A 22,925-nucleotide genomic window follows, 5' to 3' on the forward strand; every position below is an offset into this window, starting at 1 on the left:
CATAATGACTACTCTAAGTTCAATGCTATCCGAGGACTGCACCAAGAGTGCAGTTCTTTTTAACAGTAAAAAGCGCATTCTTGAGTACATTGCTGAGTTGGCTCATCAGCAGTTACCTGAGACCTCTGAATACGTGATCCTTGAATCCTTGATGGCTCGAGAGCGACTTGGCTCAACTGGCATCGGTGGGGGTATTGCCATCCCGCATGGTAAGCTAAAAGAGGTTGAGCAACCGGTGCTTATCTTTGTCGTTAGCAAAGAGCCCATTCAGTTTGATGCGATTGATAATCAAGCAGTGGATATTTTTTGCGCCATTCTGATCCCAGAAAGCCAGTGCCAGACTCACTTAAATACCTTGGCTGCGATAGCACGGCTATTGTCGAAGAAAGAGCTGACGAGGAAAATTCGTCATGCCGAATCCGATGCATCCCTGTATCAAATTTTATTGGATGCGCAAAACGAAACGGAGCGTTAAATGAAGCTTTTGGTCGTCAGTGGTCGTTCAGGGTCAGGAAAGTCGGTTGCCTTGCGGGTACTTGAAGACCTTGGCTATTATTGTGTCGATAATATTCCGGTCAATCTGCTGCCGACACTGGCCAATGCAGTGATTGGTAAGTATGAGCGGGTCGCTATCAGCATTGATGTACGGAATTTACCGGAAGACCCCGATGAGCTTGCTGAAATATTGTCTTATCTGCCCCGCAAAGTCACCCTTACTATTCTTTACTTAGACGCCGATCACAACAGCTTGATTAAACGCTTTAGCGAAACACGGCGCATGCACCCGCTGTCTCATCAAGCCATGTCATTGGATGAGGCCATTCAGCGCGAGCAACAACTACTGGATCCTATTGCCAGCAGGGCCGATTTGTATATTGATACCACAGAGCTTAATGTCTACCAGCTGGCCGAGCAGTTACGCGAACGTATTTTAGGACAAAAATCGGGACGATTGGTCATTCTGTTTGAGTCTTTTGGTTTTAAATATGGCATTCCGAAAGATGCTGACTTTGTGTTTGATGCTCGCTTTTTGCCCAACCCTCATTGGGAGCCTGAGCTCAAGCCTTTTACTGGGCTAGACCAGCCAGTCAAAGCGTATTTATCAAGCCAAAGCGTGGTTCAAGACTACATTGCACAGATAGACCAATTTATCAGTAACTGGTTACCACAACTCGAAAAAAATAACCGTAGCTACCTGACCATTGCCATCGGCTGCACCGGCGGCCAGCATCGCTCGGTCTTTATGGTAGAAAGCTTAGCGGTTAGCTTTCGCAAACACCGCGATGATATTCAAACGCGCCATCGTGAACTGGTAAGGCATCATGGCCACAAAGTATAGCGCCGAAGTCACCATCATCAATCAGCTGGGGCTGCATGCCAGGCCCGCAGCCAAGCTGGCGCAGTTGTGTCAGCAATTCAGTAGCCGCATTGAACTTAGGTTGCAAGAACGCACTGCAGATGCCAGCAGTGTACTGGCGCTACTGATGCTGGCCAGCGGCAAGGGAAAATCGGTCGAGGTGATTGCTGAAGGTGACGATGCTGAAGCGGCTTTAAAAGCCGTGGTTCAGCTGATCGCCAGTGGCTTTGAAGAAAGCTAGCTCCTTTAAGCCCGCATATACATACATCTGAGTACTGCAGGGAGGCTGGAGCTACTTACTCCACCACCTTCGACAGCACTTCCCTGTGCTGTCTCAGCCTCCGCGGCATCCCTGCCGCTGTTGCGCAAGAGCACCATCCCACTGCCATTGAGATTACTCCGCTTTGGGCTCTGTCACCAACTGCAGTACAAAAGCATATTCTTCGGCAATTTCTGCCATACGAGCAAAGCGCCCGGAACGACCGCCATGCCCCGCTTCCATATTAGTTCGCATCAACAATGGTTGCTTCGAGGTTGTGTGGGTTCTTAACTTGGCAATCCATTTAGCAGGCTCAAAGTACTGCACCTGCGAATCATGAAACCCTGTCGTGATCAGCATCGCCGGGTAGGCTTGTTTACTCACTTGATCATAAGGCGAATACGACAACATGTAATCGTAATAGGCCTTTTCATTCGGGTTACCCCACTCATCGTACTCATTGGTCGTCAGTGGCAAGCTTTCATCCAACATGGTTGTGACCACGTCCACAAAAGGCACATGCGCAATCAAACCACGATATTTCTCCGGCGCTTGGTTGGCAACGGCCCCCATCAACAAACCACCCGCACTGCCACCCATTCCGACGACTTTATCTGCCGCCGCATATTTTTCAGTAACCAAATAATCGGTCACCGCAATATAATCATCAAAGGTATTGGTTTTATTCAACAACTTGCCATCTTCGTACCAGTGTCGGCCCATTTCCTGACCACCACGAATATGCGCAATGGCATACACAACACCCCGGTCAACTAACGACAGTACGGCTGAGCGAAAGAAAGGATCCATCGAAATGCCGTAAGAGCCATAAGCGAACTGGTACAACGGCGCCGTCCCGTCACGTTTAAAGTCTTTGCGGTACAATAAGCTAACCGGAATCTTCACACCATCTGCAGCAGGAACCCAAACACGCGCCGTCACGTAGTCGTTTTTATCGAATCCACCCAGCACCTCATCTTCTTTCAGTAATCGGCGCTCTCCAGTACCCAGATGGACTTCATAAATACTGTTGGGCGTGGTCAGTGAAGTGTAACTGTAACGGAGCCACTCACTATCTTGCTCTGGGTTGACTGAAAAGCCCATAACAAAACTTGGCTCATCCGAGGCCAGATAATGACTCTGCTTAGGGTCCTCCCAGCTCAGTAAACGGATACGGCGTAATCCATCGCTGCGCTCATTAATAGCCAGGTGATCTTTGAAAGCAATAAAGCTTTGAATAAAGACCTGCTCATCGTGCGCAACCAGTTCCTGCCAATGATTGCGATCGCCCAGTTTCTCGTGTTCAACCACCATTAAACGATAATTTGGCGCTTCCCAATCGGTATTAATCACCCAACGACCATCAATATGATCCGCAGAGTATTTAAAATCGCGCTGTCTCGGAGCTATCAACTGCAACTCCCCTTGCGGTGTAGTTGCATCCAACACCCAGTACTCGTTTGATACCGTGCTGCTGACACCAATCACCACATAACGTTGATCGCGGGTATTCCCCACGCCCATAAAGAAACTATTGTCTTGCTCTTCGTACACCAAGGCCCGCTGCTCAGCATCCTGCCCAAGCTGGTGACGGAATACCTTGGTGCTAAGCAAGGTAACAGGATCATTTTCTACCACAAAAAGATGCTGGCTATCGGCACTCCAGGCAATAGACGCAGACAAGCCGCTCAGGGTATCCGCTAACAACTCTCCAGTACTCAAATCTTTCACCCGTAAGGTATACTGCCGCCGACCGGTGGTATCTTCCATATAGGCCAGCTTTTGCTGATCCGGACTAACCCGCCAATTAGCAACTTGAAAATAATCTTTACCTTCGGCTAATTCATTCACATCCAGCATGATCTCTTCATCACCACCGGCTAAAGGCGTACGCACATAGATCGGGTATTCTTTACCTGTTTCGTAGCGTGTGCTGTAGCTGTAATCACCCATGGTATAAGGAACCGAGCTATCATCTTGTTGAATTCGGCCGATAATCTCTTCCGTTAATTCCTCAACCAGAGCACTGTATGACGATTTATACGACTGATAATACGCATTTTCTTGCTCCAGATAATCAATCACTTCAGCACTGCTGCGAGTATCATCACGTAACCAGTAATAGGGGTCGATCCGGTCGCCATGAGGTGAGCTGACGGTATGAGGCCGTTGCTCAGCAACAGGGGGCTGCAACACATCTTGTGCCGATACAGCAGCAAAGCTTAGCGATAAACTAGAACAAACAAAAAAAGTCATTAATGGTTTCATTGCTATTATCCATGTAAATTTGTCTAAAAAATTAGCATGGCTTTGCTTCTTCTACCATTGCTTTAACTAAAAGAGGTGTAACCAAGTGTAACAGCTGCATGCCCCAGCGATGAATGTCCTTACCTTTGAGTAAAATTTTCATTCACAAATGGAGCTTTTTGCGCTTTACTTAGAGCGGAAGTTATTTTAAGTGTCACTATAACAAGGGTAAAACAATGGCATTAATGACAGTGGATGAAGTTGCAGCGTTTTTAGGAGTACAAGGGATCAGAGTCGAGCGGTTGGCTCGGGAAAATCTGCTGGTCAGTGTAGAGCAGGACGAACAAGGTAAACCTTTGTTTAAACAAGAAGATGTCGAGCGCTATAAGACGCTGGCCGAACGGCTCGGTGGCTTATAACAGTGCATTAAAACGATACAATGCTTGCTGCAGCAATTGCCATTGCTGCTTGGCAGCTTGCTCCCCTCCTTCCAGCGCTAAATACCATAACCAGCAAAACGCCAGATAAATCACCCGAGCCGCCGCCAACTTTCGTGGCCAGCCTAGGCATTGGCTATTCGGACGCTGCTGCTGATAAGACTTCAGCAATTGCTGGCTCTGATGCTCCGATAACTGAAAGCTTTCTATGATAGAAGCTAAATCCAGGCTACTGTCAGCTAATTGGGCGTATTCAAAGTCCAGCAACCAAATGCGCTGCTGCTGCCACAATAAGTTACCCGGGTGCAAATCGAGGTGTGTCAGTACTATATCCTCAGGCATCGCCATAAATTGCTCAATCACCTGCATGACTTCATCATAACTTTGCTGCGCCTGCTTGCTCCAGTTGTCTTGATGGTGCTGCTTTAAATCATCAAGGTAACTGGCAGGATCCAGCACCGGTGTCTGCACTCGCAGCCGATGCAAAGCGACTAACTGCTTTGCCATGGCGGGCAAACGTTGCTCGGTTAATTGCAACTCACAGCCATCGGCTAAAAACTCAGAAATAAGTACCTGTTGATGATTATTTAAACAAAGAGGTGCTGGTGAAAGGCCAGCGACTGCTGCCGCATGCTGACAACGGAGCTCTTGTTGCCGGCACACGCCGGTGACATCCGGCGAATAATGCCGAACCACATACTCACCACGGCCTGTCTTCACCCAGTAACTTAAATTGGTGGTGCCATGAGACAGCGATTTCATCGCCAATGGCGGGTGGCTGGTGAAAAACTCAAGATGCAGACACAGCTGTCGAATACGATGCTCAGCCTGCGTCTCCGTCAGACTGGCTGCAGCTCTGGCTCTTTGGTAAGTTGTTGTTGCCGGTAATGGCTGCGCCATGCCACGTATCCTATAACTGCGAGTAATGAGTACAATACAAAAAGTGCAGTGGTAAAATAAAGCCCTTTCTGCAAGTAAACATAGACGCAAACCAGATCAATCACCAGCCAGTACAACCAATTGGACAGCAGCTTCCGCACGACCAGGTAGGTGGTCATCACACTAAAGCTGGTGGTCATTGCATCAATCCATGGGTAATCGGCATGGGTGTAGTTGGCCATCAGGTAGCCGAGCACCAGCCCCGCAGCCGTCGCTACGGTAATAAGCGTGAGGTGAGCTTGCCAGCCCCACTCCAGCACTGGTTTAACCCCTGCCTTTGATTGCTGCTTGGTCTGTTGCAGCAAGCGCCAGTGCCACCAGCCATACAAGGCCATAGCGGCATAATACACCTGCAGCAGTGCATCCGATAGCAATGCATACTGCCACATCACATAGGTATAAATGACGGTACTGAATAATGCGGCAGGCCAGCACCAGAGGCTATGCCGCATCGCCAACAGCAGATAAGCCAGCGCCAGCAGCATAGCCAACAGCTCTAAGCTGGTCAGCATCTGCCACTCTTGCCAAAACTGCTGCACTGCAGCGATCATGGTCGCAAATCACCCGGAATAAACTTACAGACAAACACCACCTTGCCATACTGCTCGAACGACCACTTCATGCAGAGTTGCAGTGCTTGCATCACCGCATCGTACTCACCAAAGATTTGCGTGCTCATAGTATTGGTGATGACATGAAGATCCGGTTGCTGCCCCAATTGCTGCAGAAACGCTTTGATCGGGCCGATGTACTCATCGGCCAGCGGGTACTTACTGATTTCTACTGACAGTTGCATCGCTTACCCTCCTCAGAATTGATAGCTGGCCGTCACACCAAAACGGCGTGGCTCGGCCCATTGCTCATAGGTGTGTGGCACATACTCATCCCGCGGGTCGTTGCCAAAATAAAAGCCGCGTACTGCCGTATCCTGATCCAATGCATTACGAACCCATAGCGCCAGCTGCCATTGTTCCAACTGGTAGCTGAGTCGCAGATTCACCACTTCCGAGCCGGATGAACGCGCATTGTGACCATCGGAGTAATAAAAGCGGCTCTTGCCCTGCACGCTGCCCTGCAGCATCAGCTGCTCTGTCAGGTACCAATCGCCCGCCAGCTGATAGGTAAAGCGTGGTGCATGCGCTTGGTCACGTCCGGTCATATCAATCTGAGGCTCATTGCCTGTAACGTATGGGCCAAGCTTGGATTTCAGTAAACCAGCATTCACATGCAAAATAAAGCTCGGATGCAACACAATGCGGTTCTCCATCTCAATACCGTAATTGCGACCACGGCCGGCATTATCAATAAAGCCAGCAAACTCTGGCCCCAAGTCTGGGTTTAACCAGCCTTTGACCTGCATATCATGGCGCCACATATGAAACGCAGCCACCCGGGTTACCAAGCTGCCATCAAGGGCTGCGCCTTTGACACCAAACTCAGCATTGACCAAGGTTTCTGGTTCGAATGTCGCCTGCTGCAATAAGGCAGAAAAGCCATCATCGCCAGCACGGGATAAGGCTTCACCATTAACGCCACCCACTTTGTAGCCGCGCGACAACAGTGTGTAAATCATTGCTTGTTCGCTGGCTTGGTAGTTCAAACTAAGCTTACCACCCCACATGGTATGCCGCTCTTGCAGCGACAAATCACCACTGTCGCGGTAGTCGTCTTTGTAACGCTCCACCCGGCCACCGACCACCAGAGTCCATTGCTCGGATAACGCACTACTGGTTTCACCATAAACCGCCAGATTGTCGCGCTGCAAGCTACTATCAAACTCACGAAACTCTGAGCCAGCACGACGCAAACGCTGCAAATCTAAATCTCGGCTGCTGCCATAAAACCCCAGCACCCAATCAGTATTTCCGAAAATACGCCCCTGCTCATCCGATACCAAGCGGTAATCAACCGTCCATTGCTCACGCGAGCGTAGGTAGCGATCAAAGTAAGAGTATTCCCAACCGGGGCTAATTCCCACAAAAGACCAGTCTTCATCAAAACTGTAATCCGAGTCGGCCGAAAGCCAGCTCAGTTGCAGCATCATATCGATGCCGCTTAACGCGGAATAATCCGAACGCAGCGCCAGCGCTTTGCTGTTTAGTTTATCTTGGCCGGGCTCATCCGATAGCGTGGTGCGGTTGCGATCCAGTGAAAATGCATCGTAGCCATTGTTCTGGTCAATATGATGGGCGATCAGCTGCAACGCTAAATCGTCACTGTGGCGGTACAGCAACCGGGCACGGGTGGTCAGCTCATCAATATCGTTGGTGTCTTTGCGCTCGAGGAAGGCATTCTCGATAAAACCATCAGACACCTGTTTATCCACAGTCAGGCTAAAGGCGACTTGCTCGCTGATGGCATCGCTGAACATACCACTCAGCTGCCAGCTGTTGTAGTTGGCCAAAGTAGCACTAAAAGCGCCATCACGGCGAAAATCCGGTTGTTTCGAGCTCAGGTTCAGCATGCCGGCCATGGCATTGGTGCCAAAACGGGTGGCTTCCGGGCCACGAAACACTTCCAGCTGTTCGGCATGGGCAATGCTGCTGATACCCAGGCCAGAGTAATCAATGCCATCGATCAACACGCCAACCGAAGGATTGATCACATCGATAAACTCGCTGCGCTCACCAATACCGCGCATTTGCACAAAACGGCCGCGCGAAGCACCGGCAGCGAAGTTGACATTGGCCAGTTGGTTCAGCACATCATCCAGGTGCTGCGCCGAACTGCGCTGCATATCCTGCTCGGATACCACCGCAATGCTGCCAGCAATGTTCTGCACCGACAAACGCCGGAAGTCGCCCTGCACCTCAAGGCGTTCAATGGGCTCTTGCTCCGCCGTAGCGGCAAAGGAGGCAAGAATACAAGCGGCAACAACGGAATAACGACAGCGCATGATGGTCTCCGGTAAAGGGATCACCCGCGCAAAAGGAGTCAGTAACACCATCCCTCCGCCGGCATGATCCGGATCAGGTTCTTGGGGTTCGCCAAACAGCATCTCAGCACTCTTACGAGCACACCCCCTGGTAGGCGCGCAGTGTAACGATTTTCAGGCCAACTGGCAATCCTGCTAAAGCACAAGCAAATAAAACAAAAAATTAACTTGAAAAAATATAAAATGCATCAATAATGATGCTTGCGCGCATAGAACTCATAATATTTACATTTAAATGCATAAGGATGCTTTCAATGAAACAACTTAGCAGAATTGCACTGTGCCTCCCGCTGCTGATGCTGAATATAGAGCATGCACCGGACACAAACTCCCATGCGCAACTTAGCCAACCAACAGAAAACTTCAGTAGCGGCTGGGGCTGGCGGTTAAAGTTAAATACCGCAGATGCAAGCCAACAATGCGAAGGGTTTGGTGGTGATATGCAGACATGTTATCGACCACCGGGTGGCGGTTGGGATTGGGATTGGGGCTGGCCAGAACCATGCGATTGGTACTGTGGTGATAACTCCGATGGAGGAGATGGCGGTGGTGGTAGCTATACACCACCTCCAAATCCAACACCACCAAATGATTATAGACCCATTAGTTATGAGAGGTGCATTGCTGACGCCGGTAATGATAAAGAACACTGCTTGTACTTGGCTGGCTCTGTGGCTGTTCTGACATCGGGGCTGTGTGCTGGTTTTACATTTCCCCCAGCAGTCGCAGCATGCGTTGCTGTTGCAACTGCTGGTGGGCTCTGGGAAGCAAGAAATTGTGGTATCAGATACAATGAGCACGTTTACGAATGTAGCACACTATTCGCATCAAATGGCGGCGGATCTGGTGGTGGGCAGTGCGGTCCATATGGATGTACTGCAATACCATGAGTGCTAATTGTTATGCATGACCAAGCTCTTAATCTGCTTTAATAATTTATGAAGTAAATCTTGTTATGGGAAGCGGGCCTTGCCTCACTTCCCAGTATAATAACCGTAATTAATTTCCTTAAAATAAACAGATAATTTGATTCCTTAAAATAAACAGATAATTTGAAGCGAGCTCAAAATGACAAAGTCGATCAAAAGTATGATTAGAAATGGGAAGCGTAATACTATTTTGCTGCTTATCGCACTAACTTTCACAATTTATTTTTTTGAGTATTATTTCTTGGGGACCATTGGAGATAGTTTACTCTCTCCATCCGTAGGCTCATTTGCGTTAATCATTTTGACAATAAGCAGCGTCTTCTACTACCTCGAAAAAGCTGCTGAAATGATCAAAAGAGAAAGTACTTCGAATATTAATACAAACGATACTAACAACCGAATGCGTTAGTTGTAGGACTTTATCATTCATTCCAGATAAGTTATTTTCACTCAACTACAATCAAAAATCACTTGGAATTGACTTTATGAAGAAAAAAGCACTCATATGCTTTCTTGCCTCTTTATGCATTATACTTCTGTTTGTATCGATGCTTCATAATGATACAAGGTCCACTGTCACCAACGACGATATTATGCTACCGTCATCCAGTCAGCAAATGCATGAATCTGCCTCTGTGACCACGTCAGCTTTATCACTTCATCAGCAATCTGTGACTCAATACTTCTCATGTGAAAACTTCGAACCGCTAAAAGCTGAGCTGGCAGAAATGCATCGGGAGATGAAGCAAGCCGAAGCCAAGTTTTATGATTCCTTGATAAAAGCCAATATTTCCATCGAACGCAAAAACGCCGTGTACCATGCGGCAGGTTTTTCAGTCAGTGATTTCCGTATCAAGCGGGTCGGCTTTGTACCTAATAACTTAACTGCCTTTGCCTTTGAAGCCCGGCCGGAACAATTGTCACCCTCTCTGGATTACCAAGTGATGTTGGCGTTGGCAAAGTCAGACTACGCCACCATCATTCAACTGGTTGAGCAAGGTGAGTTAAGCCAGAACGCTATGATCGCAGGCCAAAATATTTTGTCGAGCCTGATGCTGCATACCCAACTACCACTCAAAGACTTGCAGCAGTTGCTAAATGCCGGACTGAGGGTAACAATGGCCGATTTGGTGTTTGCCACCCTGACCCGGCAAGATCAACTGGTATTGGATACACTTGCCCATCGTTATGATGGTGATTTACATGCGACCTTTCAGGCCAATGGCAAAACCTACAACCTGGTGACCCTAAGTACCGAGTTGCTGCATTACCCCGCACTACAACTATGGAGTGGTCTGGGTGTGTCACACGATGTCGAAGCCGATTTTTACAGCTCATTGGATATCCTGCCGGTCCCAACCAACCAACACGAAAAAACACAAGCACTGGCTGTGCTGGATTTCTTAGTTAAATATGGCGTGCAAGCTCATTCCCAACATACCATTAGCCGAATCAACCAATGGAGCAATCACCAGTATCAGGATTTGCTGCAATTATCCGATAGCTTTGAACAATTGCTGCTGGATAGCGGTATGTCGGAAGAGCGGACAGATTATTTGCGGCAGATGCGCAAAGCACAAACCTATTACTATGCCTTGTTTGATCACGTGAATGCCAAGCAACGCAGCTGCGGTGAAGTGGATATCAGCCAGTATGCCTTATTTGACAACGGTGGGACTGCAACATTGCACGACTGGCTGGTAACCCTACCCACCATGAACCAGTTGAGTGACACAGATATCCAAGCGCTACAAATGGCGCTGGATACCCAAAAAACGGTGGATGCCGGTGATGCTGACAGTGTGGTCGCTTTACTGGAAAAGTACGGTAGCCTGGGTGGTGCGCACCCCGAATTTGATCAGGTGCTATTTATCAGTATGCTGAACCAGCATGCCAATACCGAACAATTGATTCAACTGGCGCAATACGCGCCGATCCCGGACTATGCCATCTTTATGTTGATTGCTCAGCAGCGGATTGATGCCATCCCAAACCTGATTCCTTATGGCCTGAATATGGATACCACCGATCCTCAGGGGCAGACCCCACTGCAATTTGCCAATCAAGTTGGCTTGAGCTTCGATAAAATCATGCAGTTGTCAGACGCTTTAAACCTGTCTGCCCAATCACAGTAGTAAGCTGCCATCAGGAGGATCCAGCTTGAATCGCTATCTAAACAGGAGCTATTTTCACCGTTACCTGGCTGGTGGCCCGGTGCTGCGCCGAGGCCGCCAGGTGAGCCGACGTGATTTTATTATTGCCAGCTCTGGCATTAAGACAACGACCGCGATAGCCGACGAGGTGGCAGCAGCAACCCAGCGTTTCAGCACAGCCGTTAGCATACTCACCAATAGCCAACAACTGGATCTGGAGCAGCTAAGCCATATCAATGCAGCCTTACGCGGTCCACTGGCAAGCCCGGTACTTCGCGACAAGCCTTTGACATTCAAAGCTCTGCGGGCGATGAACAATTACCAATGCCCTGAGCCTGAATTAGCACTGGCACAAAGCAAGCAGTTGCTAAGTCTACACTGGACCAAACAGGCAACCGCCAAAGAGGCACTGGCTTTGTTGGCTGGGCTGACATTGGCACACCCCTTTACCGAGGGCAACGGCCGCACCACCCGCGCATTGTTTGAAACCCTGTGCACCCGCCATCAACACAGCATGCTGTCCCCCTATCTGTTTGTACTGTCCAGCAATCGCATGGATGATTTTATTGGCTTTCTTCATTCACACAGAGACAGTGCCTACAGAGATATTGGTCAGCGATTTTTCCATGATTTCTTAGTCTGGCAGGAACACTTTTCCATGCAATGCAGCACCATCGAAAGCGATACGGTCAATAAAATCAACAATAAACTGCTTTTTATACAACCCGATCGCTGGCATACCCCTTTGTTGCAGCTTTTCTGGCAAAGCCCCATGATCAGTGTTAAAACACTGCCAGCCAAAGTAGCCGACTATTTTGCGGCCAAACCTGCATTGGATACGCTGCTTAAGCGCGGTATCGTCAGCATGACTACTTTTCACAACGAGCTTTGCTTTGTCGCTGATGATATTCTGGCTGCCCATGAAGCCATTGAAGGCAAATTATTAGCCGTTTCTTAACCTGAAGTTGGGCCGCCAATTAAGACGGCCAAACGCTTTTGTCTTACAACTTTCATACAAGCCAACTAAAATCAATGCAGCTGTTTTTCTATACCGGGGTAAACCCCGGTACTTTATTTGGGTATTGCTTTGAAAAACTACTTTTTATTACTGATACTTCTGCTCTTTATCAGCGCTTGTAGCAGCACTCCTGCCAGCAACACGACAGCACCGCTTCCACCCACCATCATTTTGATCTCCATCGATGGCGCCCAGCCCGCATCTGAATGCGCTGGCCCAGGCCGGCCTGGTGGCGGATGCGCTGCAACCGGTGTTTCCCAGCAAGACGTTTCCAAATCATTACTCGCTGGTCACCGGGCTGCACCCAGAAAATCATGGCGTGATTGACAATGGCATGTACGATCCGGAGTTTGATGCCCGCTTTACCATGAGCAACAGCGAAGAAGTGGGCAATTCCCGCTGGTGGGGTGGTGAGCCGATTTGGGTGACGGCAGAGCAGCAGGGGCAAATTGCGGCTACCTATTTTTTCCCTGGATCTGAAGCCCCCATCAAAGGCGTCCGCCCCAGCTACTGGTTTCCGTACGATGGCAAAGTGCCAAATCGGCAGCGAGTCGATACAGTTCTGCAGTGGTTGCAACTGCCAGAACCCGAGCGACCACGAATAATAAGCATGTATTTTAGCGATGTTGATGCTGCAGGACATGCCTATGGACCTGAGTCCCACCAGGTTCGTCAGGCACTAAAATCGATTGATAATGAGATTGGCTATCTGGTTGCCCAACTACAGCAACTGGGTTTGTTTGATCACATCGATCTGTTGATTAGTTCAGATCACGGTATGGCAACCGTCAATCAAGCGCAGCATATTGTGATTGACCAGGCTTTTGATCCTGAATTAGCAGAATACGTGCGTTACTCACGTGAGATTGTGAGTATCTTTCCGAAACTAGGACAAGAAGACATCATCTATCAGCAGCTAAAAGCCGCTTTACCCGACGAAGGCGTTCGCTTGTATCGTAAATCAGAGCTGCCGGATCGCTTTCATTACCGTCAGCATCGCCGTATTGCTCCGATACAGGTGCTGGCAGAGGTAAACTGGATCCTGGTACGCCGCAGTTGGTTACCTGGCATGATCAATGCGCCTACCTACCGCGAGCCACGTGGCAGCCATGGTTACGACAACCAAGAACCCAGCATGCAGGGCATGCTGATTGCGCATGGCCCCAGCTTTAAAACACACACCCGAATAGAGCAGGTACGAATGGTGGATTTGTACCAGGTGATGACGGAAATTTTAGGGCTTACGCCGGCACCGCACGATGGTGACCCGGCCATGCTCCTCTTGCTCCTAAACAATAAATACAACATTAAACAACAAATAAGAAAGTAAAATTAAAATAAATAAAATAAAAATAAACACTTGTTGACCTTTATTTAATAGTGACGTAGTATGCCGAAAAATCCAAGACTGAGAATTCCTACATGAAACGCCTACTAACGTTCCTTTTATGTTTGCCACTCCTCTTCATGCAAATGAATGGGGCAGGTGGTTTAACATCAGACCAAAACCTGTTCACGAAGTACTTGGTACTATCCACAGCCATGGCTGATGACGTAGAAAGGATTGGCGTTGTTGGGCAGCGCCCGCCGCCACCTCCACCACCTCCACCACCGCCGCCTCTCCCACCTTGGCAACCACCAGCTCCGCCTCCGCCACAGCCGCCATTCCCGCCACAGCCTGGGCCTGGTACGAATAATGAATATAGACCTGTAAACCATGCTCGTTGCGTTGAGGACGCAGGTAATGATAAAGAAACCTGCCAAGCAATTGTCGCAACGGTTGGGTTTACAAATGTTGGCTTATGCACCCGGCTAATCTTTAAACCCGTTGTTGCTGCTTGTATTGCTGTTGCAGGTATTACCGGGGCATGGGATAACCGGCAGTGTGGTATAAACTATAATGCACACATCAGGTATTGCAGTGAGCTATTTCCTTAAATCATAAGGATGAGCCGACAAAATTATTGGTGTAAGCCATTGATTTTGCGAGCTTGGAAAAACTGAGTTTTTTCTAGGCGACTCCGTAAAACGGCATGGACGCCGTTTCAGGATGGAAACTAGCTAGTACCCGCCATGAAAGGCGGGCGCTAGCTGTGCTCCACTGCATGTATGCTTGTAGTGATACAGATACCATACCCCGTTTATATTTGGCCAGAGTCTGTAAACTCTCGCCATCTAAAGAAAGTTTAACTATTTAAAGGCTAGCAGCTGACCAAATGGAGAAGCGACACATGAATAACACTACATCAGCAACTATTAGAAAGTGCAAAAGAAACACCCAAATTACGATATTTTCGATAGTTGCTGCGCTTTATTTTTCTGAGTTCCTGATTTTTGGAACTATTGCTGAAAGTAAGTTTTCTCCATCCCTGGGGGCATTTGCACTTATTTTGTTTCTTGCTCTTAGTATTTTTGACTGTCTGGAGAAGTGTATGAATACCCCTCTCCAAGATGATTCTGACAAGTTCGATCAATGACGCTTAATGTTAACTTTGACAAATTAACCCTTCCGGCAACGAAGCACAGAGATCCAAATTGATGAAAAAGCTTTATGGAGTTGTCCTACTATCGGCAATATGCGTACTTTTGGTCATCCTGATATCCTCATCGGACTCTTTAACCGCTCCAGATGAGCCTCTCAAATTAGAGACAGATATAAAAAATAAGCCAGATAACGCACAAAACATGTCATATGATGATACTCTGGTCATTCACCAAGAACAGAATAGCAACGGGCTCTGCACTAACTTTCCAATGGTATGGCAAGACCTCAATAAAGCCTACCGTAATTTAAAGCTTGCAGAAGAGCAACTGTACGACTTTCTGATTGAATCCGAGCTGCATGAGCAAAATATGCATGCCCTTTTTCATGCCGCCGGATTTTCTGTCCATACGTTCAGAAACCAAAATTTAGGCTACACCGCGAATAATATTGTAATGCATGCTTTTGAGTCAGGACTTGAACCAGTCCCTCCTTCAACACGGTATCAATTGATGTTGGCACTGGCGACTGGAAACCAAACCTTGATTGCCGACTTATTTGACCAAGGCGCGTTAACGCAAGATTCAACTTTTGATGGCTGGAGCATCTTGTCCAGCATGATGATGCATGGTCAACTCGAGAGAGCACCAGTACAGCAGATTATGCATGCAGGCACCCAGGTAATGTTTGCAGATTTGATTTTTGCAAGCTTCACCAGGCAGAGCCCATCAGTTTTAGCCGAGCTGATACAAAGATTCAATGGCGATATTCATACAACCTTCATAGCAGAAGGCCGATACTACAACTTAGCCACATTAAGTGCAGAAATATTAAATTATGATGCCTTAACATTCTGGTCAGGGCAGGGTATCAGCAACTATGTCGAGTACGATTTCTACAGCTCTTTAGATATCCTGCCCGTACCTGCCAATGAGGTTGACAAGAAGCAAGCTGAAGCTATCGTGCAATTTTTGGCAAGACAAGGAGTCACCACCAATCAAACGCACACCCTGGAACGCCTGAACCGCTGGAGCAATGGTAAATATCAAGACATCCTTGCCGTATCCGACCTCTTTGAACAACTACAACAAAATGCAGACCTTAGTGATGATCATCTCAACTATTTGCAACAGATGCGACAGTTGCAAAGTTACTATTACACCCAATATGACTTAGTGACCACCAAAATGTCCGCTTGCATGGAACATGAAAACAACGTTGCCTTATCAAAGCAAAAAAGCCAGACAAAAAGCATCGCTAATTGGTTTGAAAAAATCTCAGAAGCCAACCAGTTTAATGAAACAGATATTGCTGCGCTAACCATGGCTGTAGATACACAATACGTCGTTGAACAGGGCAGCAAGGATGCTGTGATCGCTTTACTCGAGAAGTATGGCAGCCTTGGTGGTGAGCACCCAGAATTTGATCAAGTCATTTTTATTAGCCTGCTGAACCATCAAGCCAGCACTGATCAGCTCATCACACTCGCAAACTACACTCCACTACCAGAACATGCTGCTTTTGCACTGTTGTCTCACCAACGTATAGAGGATATTGCAATGCTAAAGCCCTATGGGCTCAGGTTGGATGTTGAGAACCATGGCATGTCACTGCTGGATTTTGCACATGAAATTCAACTCGACTTTGCACAAATCGTCCGGCTCTCAGAGGTACTCAACATTGAAGCCCCTAGGTCATCACTTCAACAGAGACAGTCAGAGCCTCTTCCGCTGCAGCCACGCTAAAGCCCCAGATACCAGGTGGCAATAGAAAAATAAATCATCACACCGGCGACATCGGCAATCGAGGTGATTAAAGGGCCGCTGGCCGTGGCCGGGTCCATGTTAAAACGGCTAAGCAAAAACGGCAATGACATGCCGACCAGACTGCCAGCAATGACCACTAGCGTCATGGTCGCAGCCACCACCAGAGCAATATCGTAGCCACCTCGCCACCAGCCGATGGCAGCCACGGCTACCGCCATAGTCACCCCTAACAGGGTAGCAATAATGACTTCTCGCCCCAATATTTTTCCCCAGTCTTTCAGTGCTACATCGCCAGTGGCCAATGCCCGCACCATCAAGGTACCAGCCTGAGCGCCTGCATTGCCGCTACTGGCAATCAACAGTGGCAAAAAGAACAACAACACGATGTAATTGGCAATTGTTTCCTCGTAATAGGCAATACCGGCACCTGAAAAAAGATTGCCAAATACCAACAGCACCAGCCAGCCGATGCGTTTACGATACAGTAGATTAATGGCTGCATCTTTAACACTGCTGTCCAATTTACCGATGGTGGCTGTTTTATGGAAATCCTCTGTCGCCTCTTCGGCCGCCACATCCATCGCGTCATCGTAGGTAACGATACCCACCAGCTGCATCTCATGGTTCACCACTGGCAGTGCTAATAAATCGTACTTGGCGATCAGGCCGGATATCTCTTCCTGTGGCATGTTCGCTTCACCGTAGATCGGCTCATGCGTCATTAATTCATGAATTTGCATCGAAACCGGTGCGAGAATCAACTCTTTGAGTGAAATGACCCCAATTAACCGGCGCTCTTTATCCACCACATACGACTGGTAAATGGTTTCTTTGTCGGGGGCTTCTTTGCGCAGCACGGCCAAAGCTTCTAATACCGTTAAGTCTGGCGATAGTGAGGCGTAATCCGAGGTCATGATCGCGCCAGCGGTACCCTCATCGTATGACGACAGCATCAACAGATCATCACGCTCAGCTTGTGCCAGTGCCGGCAACAAGGTTTCTTGTTGTTCATCGGTTAAACGATTGAATAAATCAGCGCGCTCATCCGACGACATTTGTCGAATAATCGGCGATAGCTTGCGGCGACTGATCGAGATAGCCAGTGTCACCTGCGTTTCAGGAGGCAAATAACCAAACACTTCAGCCTGCTCGGCTCGAGGCAACACAGACAGCAGATCCCAGATCGACTGCGGTTCAAATTCAGCAAAGGCAGTGGCCAAATCAGCCGGGTGAATGTCTTCGAATTGCTCACGCAGTTCGTAGAGCGAATCTGACTCTAACGCCAGGCGAGTGGTATTAATAAGAACCGGCAGTTCCATGATGCCCCCTTACAACTTAGTCTTTTCGGACTCAGTAAAGGAGACTGCCAGCGGCAGGATCAACTTACCAAGTTCAAACCATGAAGATAATGAAAATTATGAAAATTTGTCAGGCTAGGCCTGCAACTGGGTACGTCCATTCGTGAAGTGCACTCCGCACATAGAATAAATAAGAATTATTGCTTATTTTAGTGCCTAACCTCGATGAGTACAACACTATCTTTGCTGAAGTGACTGAGCTGGCTATTCTTTTTCTTGCTGGCCCTTGCTAAGATGAGAGTACTTTCCCCTAGGAGGAGCTGACATGGAACCCACTGAGTTTGCACCAAGAGCACTGTCAACCCTCGAAAATTGGTGGCAACCACGCGATTTGAGCGCAGATCAATGCTGGCATCTGGCCATTGGTCCGCTATCGATGTATTTAGAGCATACCGCTGCAGAATGGTTATTGGGCCACCAACGTCAAACCGAGCAAGATGAAGTGAATAGGACATTGCAAGAGCCGCTGGATAGTTGGCCTGAATCACTCACTCCGAACCGCTACGTCTTTCGGCAGCCTCCTAGCGAGTGCCAACTGCTACCATGTCTGATGGATCGCCCCGTGGTGGTTAAGACCAGACAACCGGTATTTATCCCACCAGGTGAAAGCATTAATTTTTATATCAGTACACCAGTATGCATTCGCCTGATGCTGGGCAACGAGTTGATGCTGCTTGAGCTTCCGGTATTACGCCTTTCAGATACATGGTTTGGCCCATCAACCCAAATTGGTGAACTCTGCTATGCGGCTAAAACTCATGCCAGACACAATCTGGCGGAGCTGCCGTTGAGGCCGCACCGGGCGGTGACACCATTGAAGATCACCAATCGCTCCCAAGAGATGCTCACTATTGGCAAAATCAGCTTACCCGTACCTATGCTTTCTGTATTTGCCCGCGAAGATCACACCCTTTGGACAGAAGCGGTTACCCTTGAGCATCACACCGATCAACCATTGGCGAAACTTAAAATTGAGCGCAAACTGCCGATAGGGATCAGCACCACCCAGCGCATTAGCAGTGCGCGTCAACGGCCGGAAAGCAACACACTGGTTCGCGCTTTTGCTGGTATATTTACCGATTAACTGGAGCCTATTATGCTGGACACCTTCTCTCAGTTGCTTGAGCTAAATCACGTGATGACAGGCTTGCGAGCGGCGTTATTGTTTTTTACCGGCCTGCTAGTGGCTCATTTACTGGCCCGGCTTACCGTAAAGCTAACCAGCAAATCCATGTCGCCCCATCATGTGGTTTTAGTCAAACGACTGGTGTATTGGTTGGTGCTCTCGTTGTTTTTAGCTTCGGTACTCAAGCAGCTCGGTTTTAGCTTGGGTGTGTTACTAGGGGCAGCTGGCGTACTTACGGTTGCCATTGGCTTTGCTTCACAAACCTCCGCCTCCAACCTGATCAGCGGGCTTTTTTTGATTGGCGAAAAACCCTTTCAGTTGGGAGACGTTATCAAAGTTGGCGAAACCACTGGTGAAGTGCTCTCCATTGACTTATTGTCGGTAAAATTACGTACCTTTGATAACTTGTTTGTTCGCATCCCGAATGAAAGCCTGATTAAAACGCAAATGACCAACCTGACTCGCTTTCCTATCCGTCGCTTTGATTTACAGGTGGGAGTCGCCTATAAAGAGAATATCAAACAAGTGCGTGAACTGCTGCTGGCATTAGCAGATGCTAACCCACTTTGCATGGATGAACCCGCACCACTATTTATATTTAATGGCTTTGGCGACTCCAGCTTAAACATTCAGTTCTCTGTCTGGACCAAACGAGAAAACTTTCGTGATCTACGAAATAGCCTGCAGGAAGAGGTCAAAAATGCATTTGATGCTGCTGGAATTGAAATCCCCTTCCCTCATCGCTCGCTTTATGCGGGCAGTGACAGCGCGCCTTTCCCGGTGCGGATTATTGCCGATACAGAAACGAGCCATGCAGCTTCACCTAAACCAGATTAGTACCTCGCGGTACGGCAGTAGCTGCAAGCCAGCCACTATCAAAGGATGCCTATGCGCTGGCTAACTGGGTTGCTCGTTTTCAGCTGTTGCGCCCCGTGGTGGGTAACCGCAGAGTGCATTGCCATTGAAGAGGGTGCGCCCCCAGAAACCAACCAAGCGCTCACCATCCGCCACATTCACTTTGAAACCAACAATGTCTTTGATTTATCTGAGCCCGGTACCTTTTGGCTGCACCGTTTTGCCAATGCCACCCACAGCATTACCCGAGAAAGCACCCTGAGTCAGGATCTACTTTTCTCTGAAGGTAGCTTGCTTAATGAAGCAGAGCTGGCTGAAACCGGCCGTTTACTGAGGAGTCGCGGCTATCTGCGTGAGGCGGATGTCTATGTCAGTCATTACTGCGCCAACTCGCAGCAAGTGGATGTCACCGTGCGTAGCTTTGATAATTGGTCTCTACTGCCAAAAATAGACTTTAAACACGAAGGTGGCTCCACCGAGTACTCGCTGGGTATTGCGGAAGATAACCTGCTGGGTAGCGGCAACCAAATTCAATTGGATTACACCAAAGACAGTGAGCGTACTGGCTATTTATTTAGCTTTGCCTCTCCCAATATGTTTGGCAGCTATTGGAGTAGCCGACTGCAGTACGCTGATAACTCAGATGGCGAAAGCTATACCATCGCATTGGATCGACCGTTTTATCGGCTGAACTCACCTTGGGCGATGGGGCTGGAGCTTAATAAGGGCAAGGATGAGCTGCGTGAATACCAGAGCGGGGAAGAGTCCAACCGCTACGATCGGCGTCAACAATGGCTGCAAAATTATATCGGTTTTAATCTTAAAACCACTGAGTTCAGTGCACAGCGTTTAATCGCCGGTTTTCGCTTAAGTGAGGTCAAGTTTGAAAGCAACGATGCTACCCTCACTGGCGTGCCAGAAGACCGTGACTTATCCGCGCTTTGGCTAGAATATCAATGGATCCAATCTGATTTCCAGAAACTGTATCAAATTAACCAGTTTAACCGTACTGAGGATATCAACTTTGGCTGGCAGCTTGTGCTTCAGGTAGAGCGCTTCTCGGATTGGCTAGGTGCAGACGAAAACGGTTGGCAATTCCGCGCTGAGTTACTTAAAAACTGGACGCTATGGGACGGTGGTTGGTTGCTGAGTGAGCACAGTCTACAGCAACAGCAGCTATCTAATCAGACCAATCGCAGTCAGTTCAGCACGCACTGGCTGTTGATACATCATTTAACCCCCCAAAGCAGTCTGGTGGGCCGTTTGCAGCTGGATATTGGCCGCAACCTGTATCGTGATGAGCTGTTGCAGCTAGGTGGGGATAATGGCATGCGCGCCTACCCGCTTTACTATCAACGGGGCGAAAAACAGTGGTTGGCCAGTGCCGAGTACCGTCACTACACCCCATGGTCTATTCTGAGGCTTTTTGATGTGGCCTTTGCCAGTTTTGTCGATGTAGGTCGAGCTTGGAACGACCCTTGGACGACCGAGCAAGCCAGCGAAACTACCTTATTTGGGGTTGGAGGGGGCGTCCGCTTACTCTCCAAATACTCCAGCCGCGGCACCATGGTGCATCTGGATATTGCCACCCCACTGCGCCGTGAAGACGGGCTGGATAGCTGGCAATTTCGAGCTACAGCCAAGCGACGGTTCTAGCTCAGGCTAGGTTGGCAACTCGGGCAAAATACCGTACTGCGCTGCCCCAAACGGATCTCGCTCAGTTCAGTACCACAATGAGTGCAAGGCTGACCGCCGCGGCCATACACCAGTAACTCCTGTTTAAAGTACCCCGGCTTGCCATCGCTCTGACTAAAGTCGCGCAAGGTGGTTCCACCCTGCGCAATCGCCGCCGTCAGCGTGAGCTTCACCTGTTCCGTCAGCCGCTGACAATCCTGTAGACTCAGACTTTTGGCCGGACTCAGTGGTGCAATACCCGCTTTAAACAAGGCTTCATTGGCGTAAATATTCCCCACACCCACCACCACTTTATTATCCATCAGCACCAGCTTAATAGCACTACTGCGCTTTTGACAAAGAGCAAATAAGTGTTCGGCAGTAAACTGCTCCGTCAAAGGTTCTGGCCCAAGCATAGTCAGCAATGGATGTTCTTCATCGTGCGCCTGCCACAATACCGCGCCAAAACGGCGAGTGTCATTCAACCGCAGTAGTTGGCCGTTATCCAAAACAAAATCAACATGATCATGCTTTCCTGCTGGTGTGGTCGCTGGCAGTATTTTTAAGTGGCCTGACATACCAAGGTGCACCAAGATATGCCCCTCATCGACTTCAATCATCAAGTACTTGGCCCGGCGCTGCACCGAGCGAATAGTCTGTCGCGTTAATTGCATCACTTCATCGGGGATCAGCCAGCGCAACTGGCGCTGCCGCACCACCACACGCTGCAACAATTGCCCTTCTAAGTGAGGACGAATACCAAGGCATGAGACTTCAACTTCAGGCAATTCAGGCACTATCGAAACTCCATCGGAAATAAACGCTCTGCATCCAGTGCAGTAATTGGGTAATACATGGTGCGATGCGAGGGACTTAACCAGAACTGATCATCGGCCAGCATTAATACCCAAATGACTGGCTCAGCTTGTCCGGCCAACATCAATGCGGCTTGAGTCAGCGGCTCTGGGGTTGGCGCGACACTGCGCTGCCCATCCTGCAGCTGTTGCTGCTGCCAGACAGTGATGGTGCGTTCAGCCAGTGATTGCAAATCTGGCGCTGGCGGTGATAAGCGCCAGCCCTGAGTCGAGCGACTTAAGCGTACCAGTGGGTACTCGACGCTAAGTAATGTCTGCTCATCCAATAAAGATATGGAGCGATGAGGTAAATCAGCCAAACGCTGTGGCATGCCGTACAGTAAGAACATCAAAATCAGCACGGCAAAAATAAGCACATTGTTCCAAGCTCGGCGAGATAATTGCGGCAACATGTCAGCGTCTCTCCTGCAGCGTCAAGGCAAGTAAAGGGAAAGTGTGAGGTTACTTGGGTCTATACTAAATGAATACCGCTGAAACACAAAACGCAGGCAATAAAAAACCCGGACCAGCCGGGT

The 22,925-nt window shown here is 48.7% G+C and carries 20 protein-coding genes and 1 riboswitch; of the genes, 12 read left to right on the forward strand and 8 right to left on the reverse strand.

What is annotated here, in order from left to right; all coding sequences use genetic code 11:
• The first annotated feature begins 4 nt into the window (after positions 1–4).
• The 3 genes from ptsN to Q3O60_RS03250 are packed head-to-tail and all read left to right on the forward strand — an operon-like array spanning position 5 to position 1,598.
• Entirely contained in the window at positions 5–475 is a 471-nt protein-coding gene (ptsN, locus tag Q3O60_RS03240; RefSeq protein WP_305892463.1) for a PTS IIA-like nitrogen regulatory protein PtsN, read from the forward strand.
• Positions 476–1,339, forward strand: a complete 864-nt coding sequence (rapZ, locus tag Q3O60_RS03245; RefSeq protein ID WP_305892464.1) for an RNase adapter RapZ — start codon at positions 476–478, stop codon at positions 1,337–1,339.
• Positions 1,323–1,598, forward strand: coding sequence for an HPr family phosphocarrier protein (locus tag Q3O60_RS03250; protein WP_305892465.1), 276 nt, complete (start codon positions 1,323–1,325; stop codon positions 1,596–1,598). The genes rapZ and Q3O60_RS03250 overlap by 17 nt, the downstream gene beginning before the upstream one ends.
• 153 nt (positions 1,599–1,751) lie before the next feature.
• On the opposite strand, the gene Q3O60_RS03255 is transcribed toward Q3O60_RS03250, so the two are convergent.
• A complete protein-coding gene (locus Q3O60_RS03255; RefSeq protein WP_305892466.1) occupies positions 1,752–3,884 on the reverse strand; it encodes a S9 family peptidase in 2,133 nt (710 codons plus the stop codon).
• Between the two features lie 215 nt (positions 3,885–4,099).
• Here Q3O60_RS03255 and Q3O60_RS03260 point away from each other — a divergent pair, with 215 nt between their 5' ends.
• Positions 4,100–4,282 (forward strand): helix-turn-helix domain-containing protein, encoded by a 183-nt coding sequence (locus Q3O60_RS03260; RefSeq protein ID WP_305892467.1) that lies wholly within the window; start codon positions 4,100–4,102, stop codon positions 4,280–4,282.
• Here the strand turns inward: Q3O60_RS03260 and Q3O60_RS03265 are convergent.
• The 4 genes from Q3O60_RS03265 to Q3O60_RS03280 form a co-directional block, all read right to left on the reverse strand.
• Positions 4,277–5,200 (reverse strand): phosphotransferase, encoded by a 924-nt coding sequence (locus Q3O60_RS03265; RefSeq protein ID WP_305892468.1) that lies wholly within the window; start codon positions 5,198–5,200, stop codon positions 4,277–4,279. The genes Q3O60_RS03260 and Q3O60_RS03265 overlap by 6 nt on opposite strands.
• Positions 5,140–5,790 carry a nicotinamide riboside transporter PnuC gene (gene pnuC, locus Q3O60_RS03270; protein WP_305892469.1) on the reverse strand — a complete coding sequence of 217 codons (651 nt, stop codon included), beginning with the start codon at positions 5,788–5,790 and terminating at the stop codon, positions 5,140–5,142. Before pnuC ends, Q3O60_RS03265 begins: the two co-directional genes overlap by 61 nt.
• Complete coding sequence (locus Q3O60_RS03275) at positions 5,787–6,035, reverse strand: hypothetical protein (RefSeq protein ID WP_305892470.1); 249 nt, start codon at positions 6,033–6,035, stop codon at positions 5,787–5,789. Before Q3O60_RS03275 ends, pnuC begins: the two co-directional genes overlap by 4 nt.
• 12 nt (positions 6,036–6,047) lie before the next feature.
• Positions 6,048–8,186: a TonB-dependent receptor gene (locus Q3O60_RS03280; protein WP_305892471.1), complete on the reverse strand. Its 2,139-nt coding sequence runs from the start codon at positions 8,184–8,186 to the stop codon at positions 6,048–6,050.
• A riboswitch (TPP riboswitch) is annotated at positions 8,169–8,273 on the reverse strand. It overlaps the preceding gene by 18 nt.
• Positions 8,274–9,696: 1,423 nt before the next feature.
• Between Q3O60_RS03280 and Q3O60_RS03285 the strand changes: the two genes are divergently transcribed.
• The 5 genes from Q3O60_RS03285 to Q3O60_RS03305 all read left to right on the forward strand — a co-directional run bounded on the left by Q3O60_RS03285 (position 9,697) and on the right by Q3O60_RS03305 (position 16,501).
• Complete coding sequence (locus tag Q3O60_RS03285; RefSeq protein ID WP_305892472.1) at positions 9,697–11,238, forward strand: hypothetical protein; 1,542 nt, start codon at positions 9,697–9,699, stop codon at positions 11,236–11,238.
• Positions 11,239–11,263: 25 nt separating this feature from the next.
• A complete protein-coding gene (locus Q3O60_RS03290; RefSeq protein ID WP_305892473.1) occupies positions 11,264–12,214 on the forward strand; it encodes a Fic family protein in 951 nt (316 codons plus the stop codon).
• 244 nt (positions 12,215–12,458) lie between these two features.
• Positions 12,459–13,604: an alkaline phosphatase family protein gene (locus Q3O60_RS03295; RefSeq protein ID WP_305892474.1), complete on the forward strand. Its 1,146-nt coding sequence runs from the start codon at positions 12,459–12,461 to the stop codon at positions 13,602–13,604.
• Between the two features lie 901 nt (positions 13,605–14,505).
• Positions 14,506–14,751 (forward strand): hypothetical protein, encoded by a 246-nt coding sequence (locus tag Q3O60_RS03300; protein ID WP_305892475.1) that lies wholly within the window; start codon positions 14,506–14,508, stop codon positions 14,749–14,751.
• A 61-nt stretch (positions 14,752–14,812) separates the two neighbouring features.
• The gene (locus tag Q3O60_RS03305; RefSeq protein ID WP_305892476.1) at positions 14,813–16,501 is read left to right on the forward strand and encodes a hypothetical protein; all 1,689 of its coding nucleotides are present in this window, start codon (positions 14,813–14,815) and stop codon (positions 16,499–16,501) included.
• On the opposite strand, the gene mgtE is transcribed toward Q3O60_RS03305, so the two are convergent.
• The gene (mgtE, locus tag Q3O60_RS03310; protein WP_305892477.1) at positions 16,498–17,841 is read right to left on the reverse strand and encodes a magnesium transporter; all 1,344 of its coding nucleotides are present in this window, start codon (positions 17,839–17,841) and stop codon (positions 16,498–16,500) included. The genes Q3O60_RS03305 and mgtE overlap by 4 nt on opposite strands.
• 304 nt (positions 17,842–18,145) lie before the next feature.
• Here mgtE and Q3O60_RS03315 point away from each other — a divergent pair, with 304 nt between their 5' ends.
• Genes Q3O60_RS03315 through Q3O60_RS03325 form a run of 3 tightly spaced genes read left to right on the forward strand, consistent with a single transcriptional unit; the run spans position 18,146 to position 21,517 of the window.
• The gene (locus tag Q3O60_RS03315) at positions 18,146–18,964 is read left to right on the forward strand and encodes a DUF432 domain-containing protein (protein WP_305892478.1); all 819 of its coding nucleotides are present in this window, start codon (positions 18,146–18,148) and stop codon (positions 18,962–18,964) included.
• Between the two features lie 12 nt (positions 18,965–18,976).
• A complete protein-coding gene (locus Q3O60_RS03320) occupies positions 18,977–19,843 on the forward strand; it encodes a mechanosensitive ion channel family protein (RefSeq protein WP_305892479.1) in 867 nt (288 codons plus the stop codon).
• Positions 19,844–19,894: 51 nt separating this feature from the next.
• A complete protein-coding gene (locus tag Q3O60_RS03325; protein WP_305892480.1) occupies positions 19,895–21,517 on the forward strand; it encodes a BamA/TamA family outer membrane protein in 1,623 nt (540 codons plus the stop codon).
• Here the strand turns inward: Q3O60_RS03325 and mutM are convergent.
• Positions 21,514–22,332 (reverse strand): bifunctional DNA-formamidopyrimidine glycosylase/DNA-(apurinic or apyrimidinic site) lyase, encoded by an 819-nt coding sequence (gene mutM, locus Q3O60_RS03330; protein ID WP_305892481.1) that lies wholly within the window; start codon positions 22,330–22,332, stop codon positions 21,514–21,516. The two genes, Q3O60_RS03325 and mutM, sit on opposite strands and share 4 nt — an antisense overlap.
• Entirely contained in the window at positions 22,332–22,802 is a 471-nt protein-coding gene (locus tag Q3O60_RS03335; protein WP_305892482.1) for a hypothetical protein, read from the reverse strand. The genes mutM and Q3O60_RS03335 overlap by 1 nt, the downstream gene beginning before the upstream one ends.
• Between the last annotated feature and the right edge of the window lie 123 nt (positions 22,803–22,925).

It is taken from the genome of Alkalimonas collagenimarina (genome assembly GCF_030717845.1).
Taxonomy (GTDB): Bacteria; Pseudomonadota; Gammaproteobacteria; order Enterobacterales; family Alteromonadaceae; genus Alkalimonas; species Alkalimonas collagenimarina.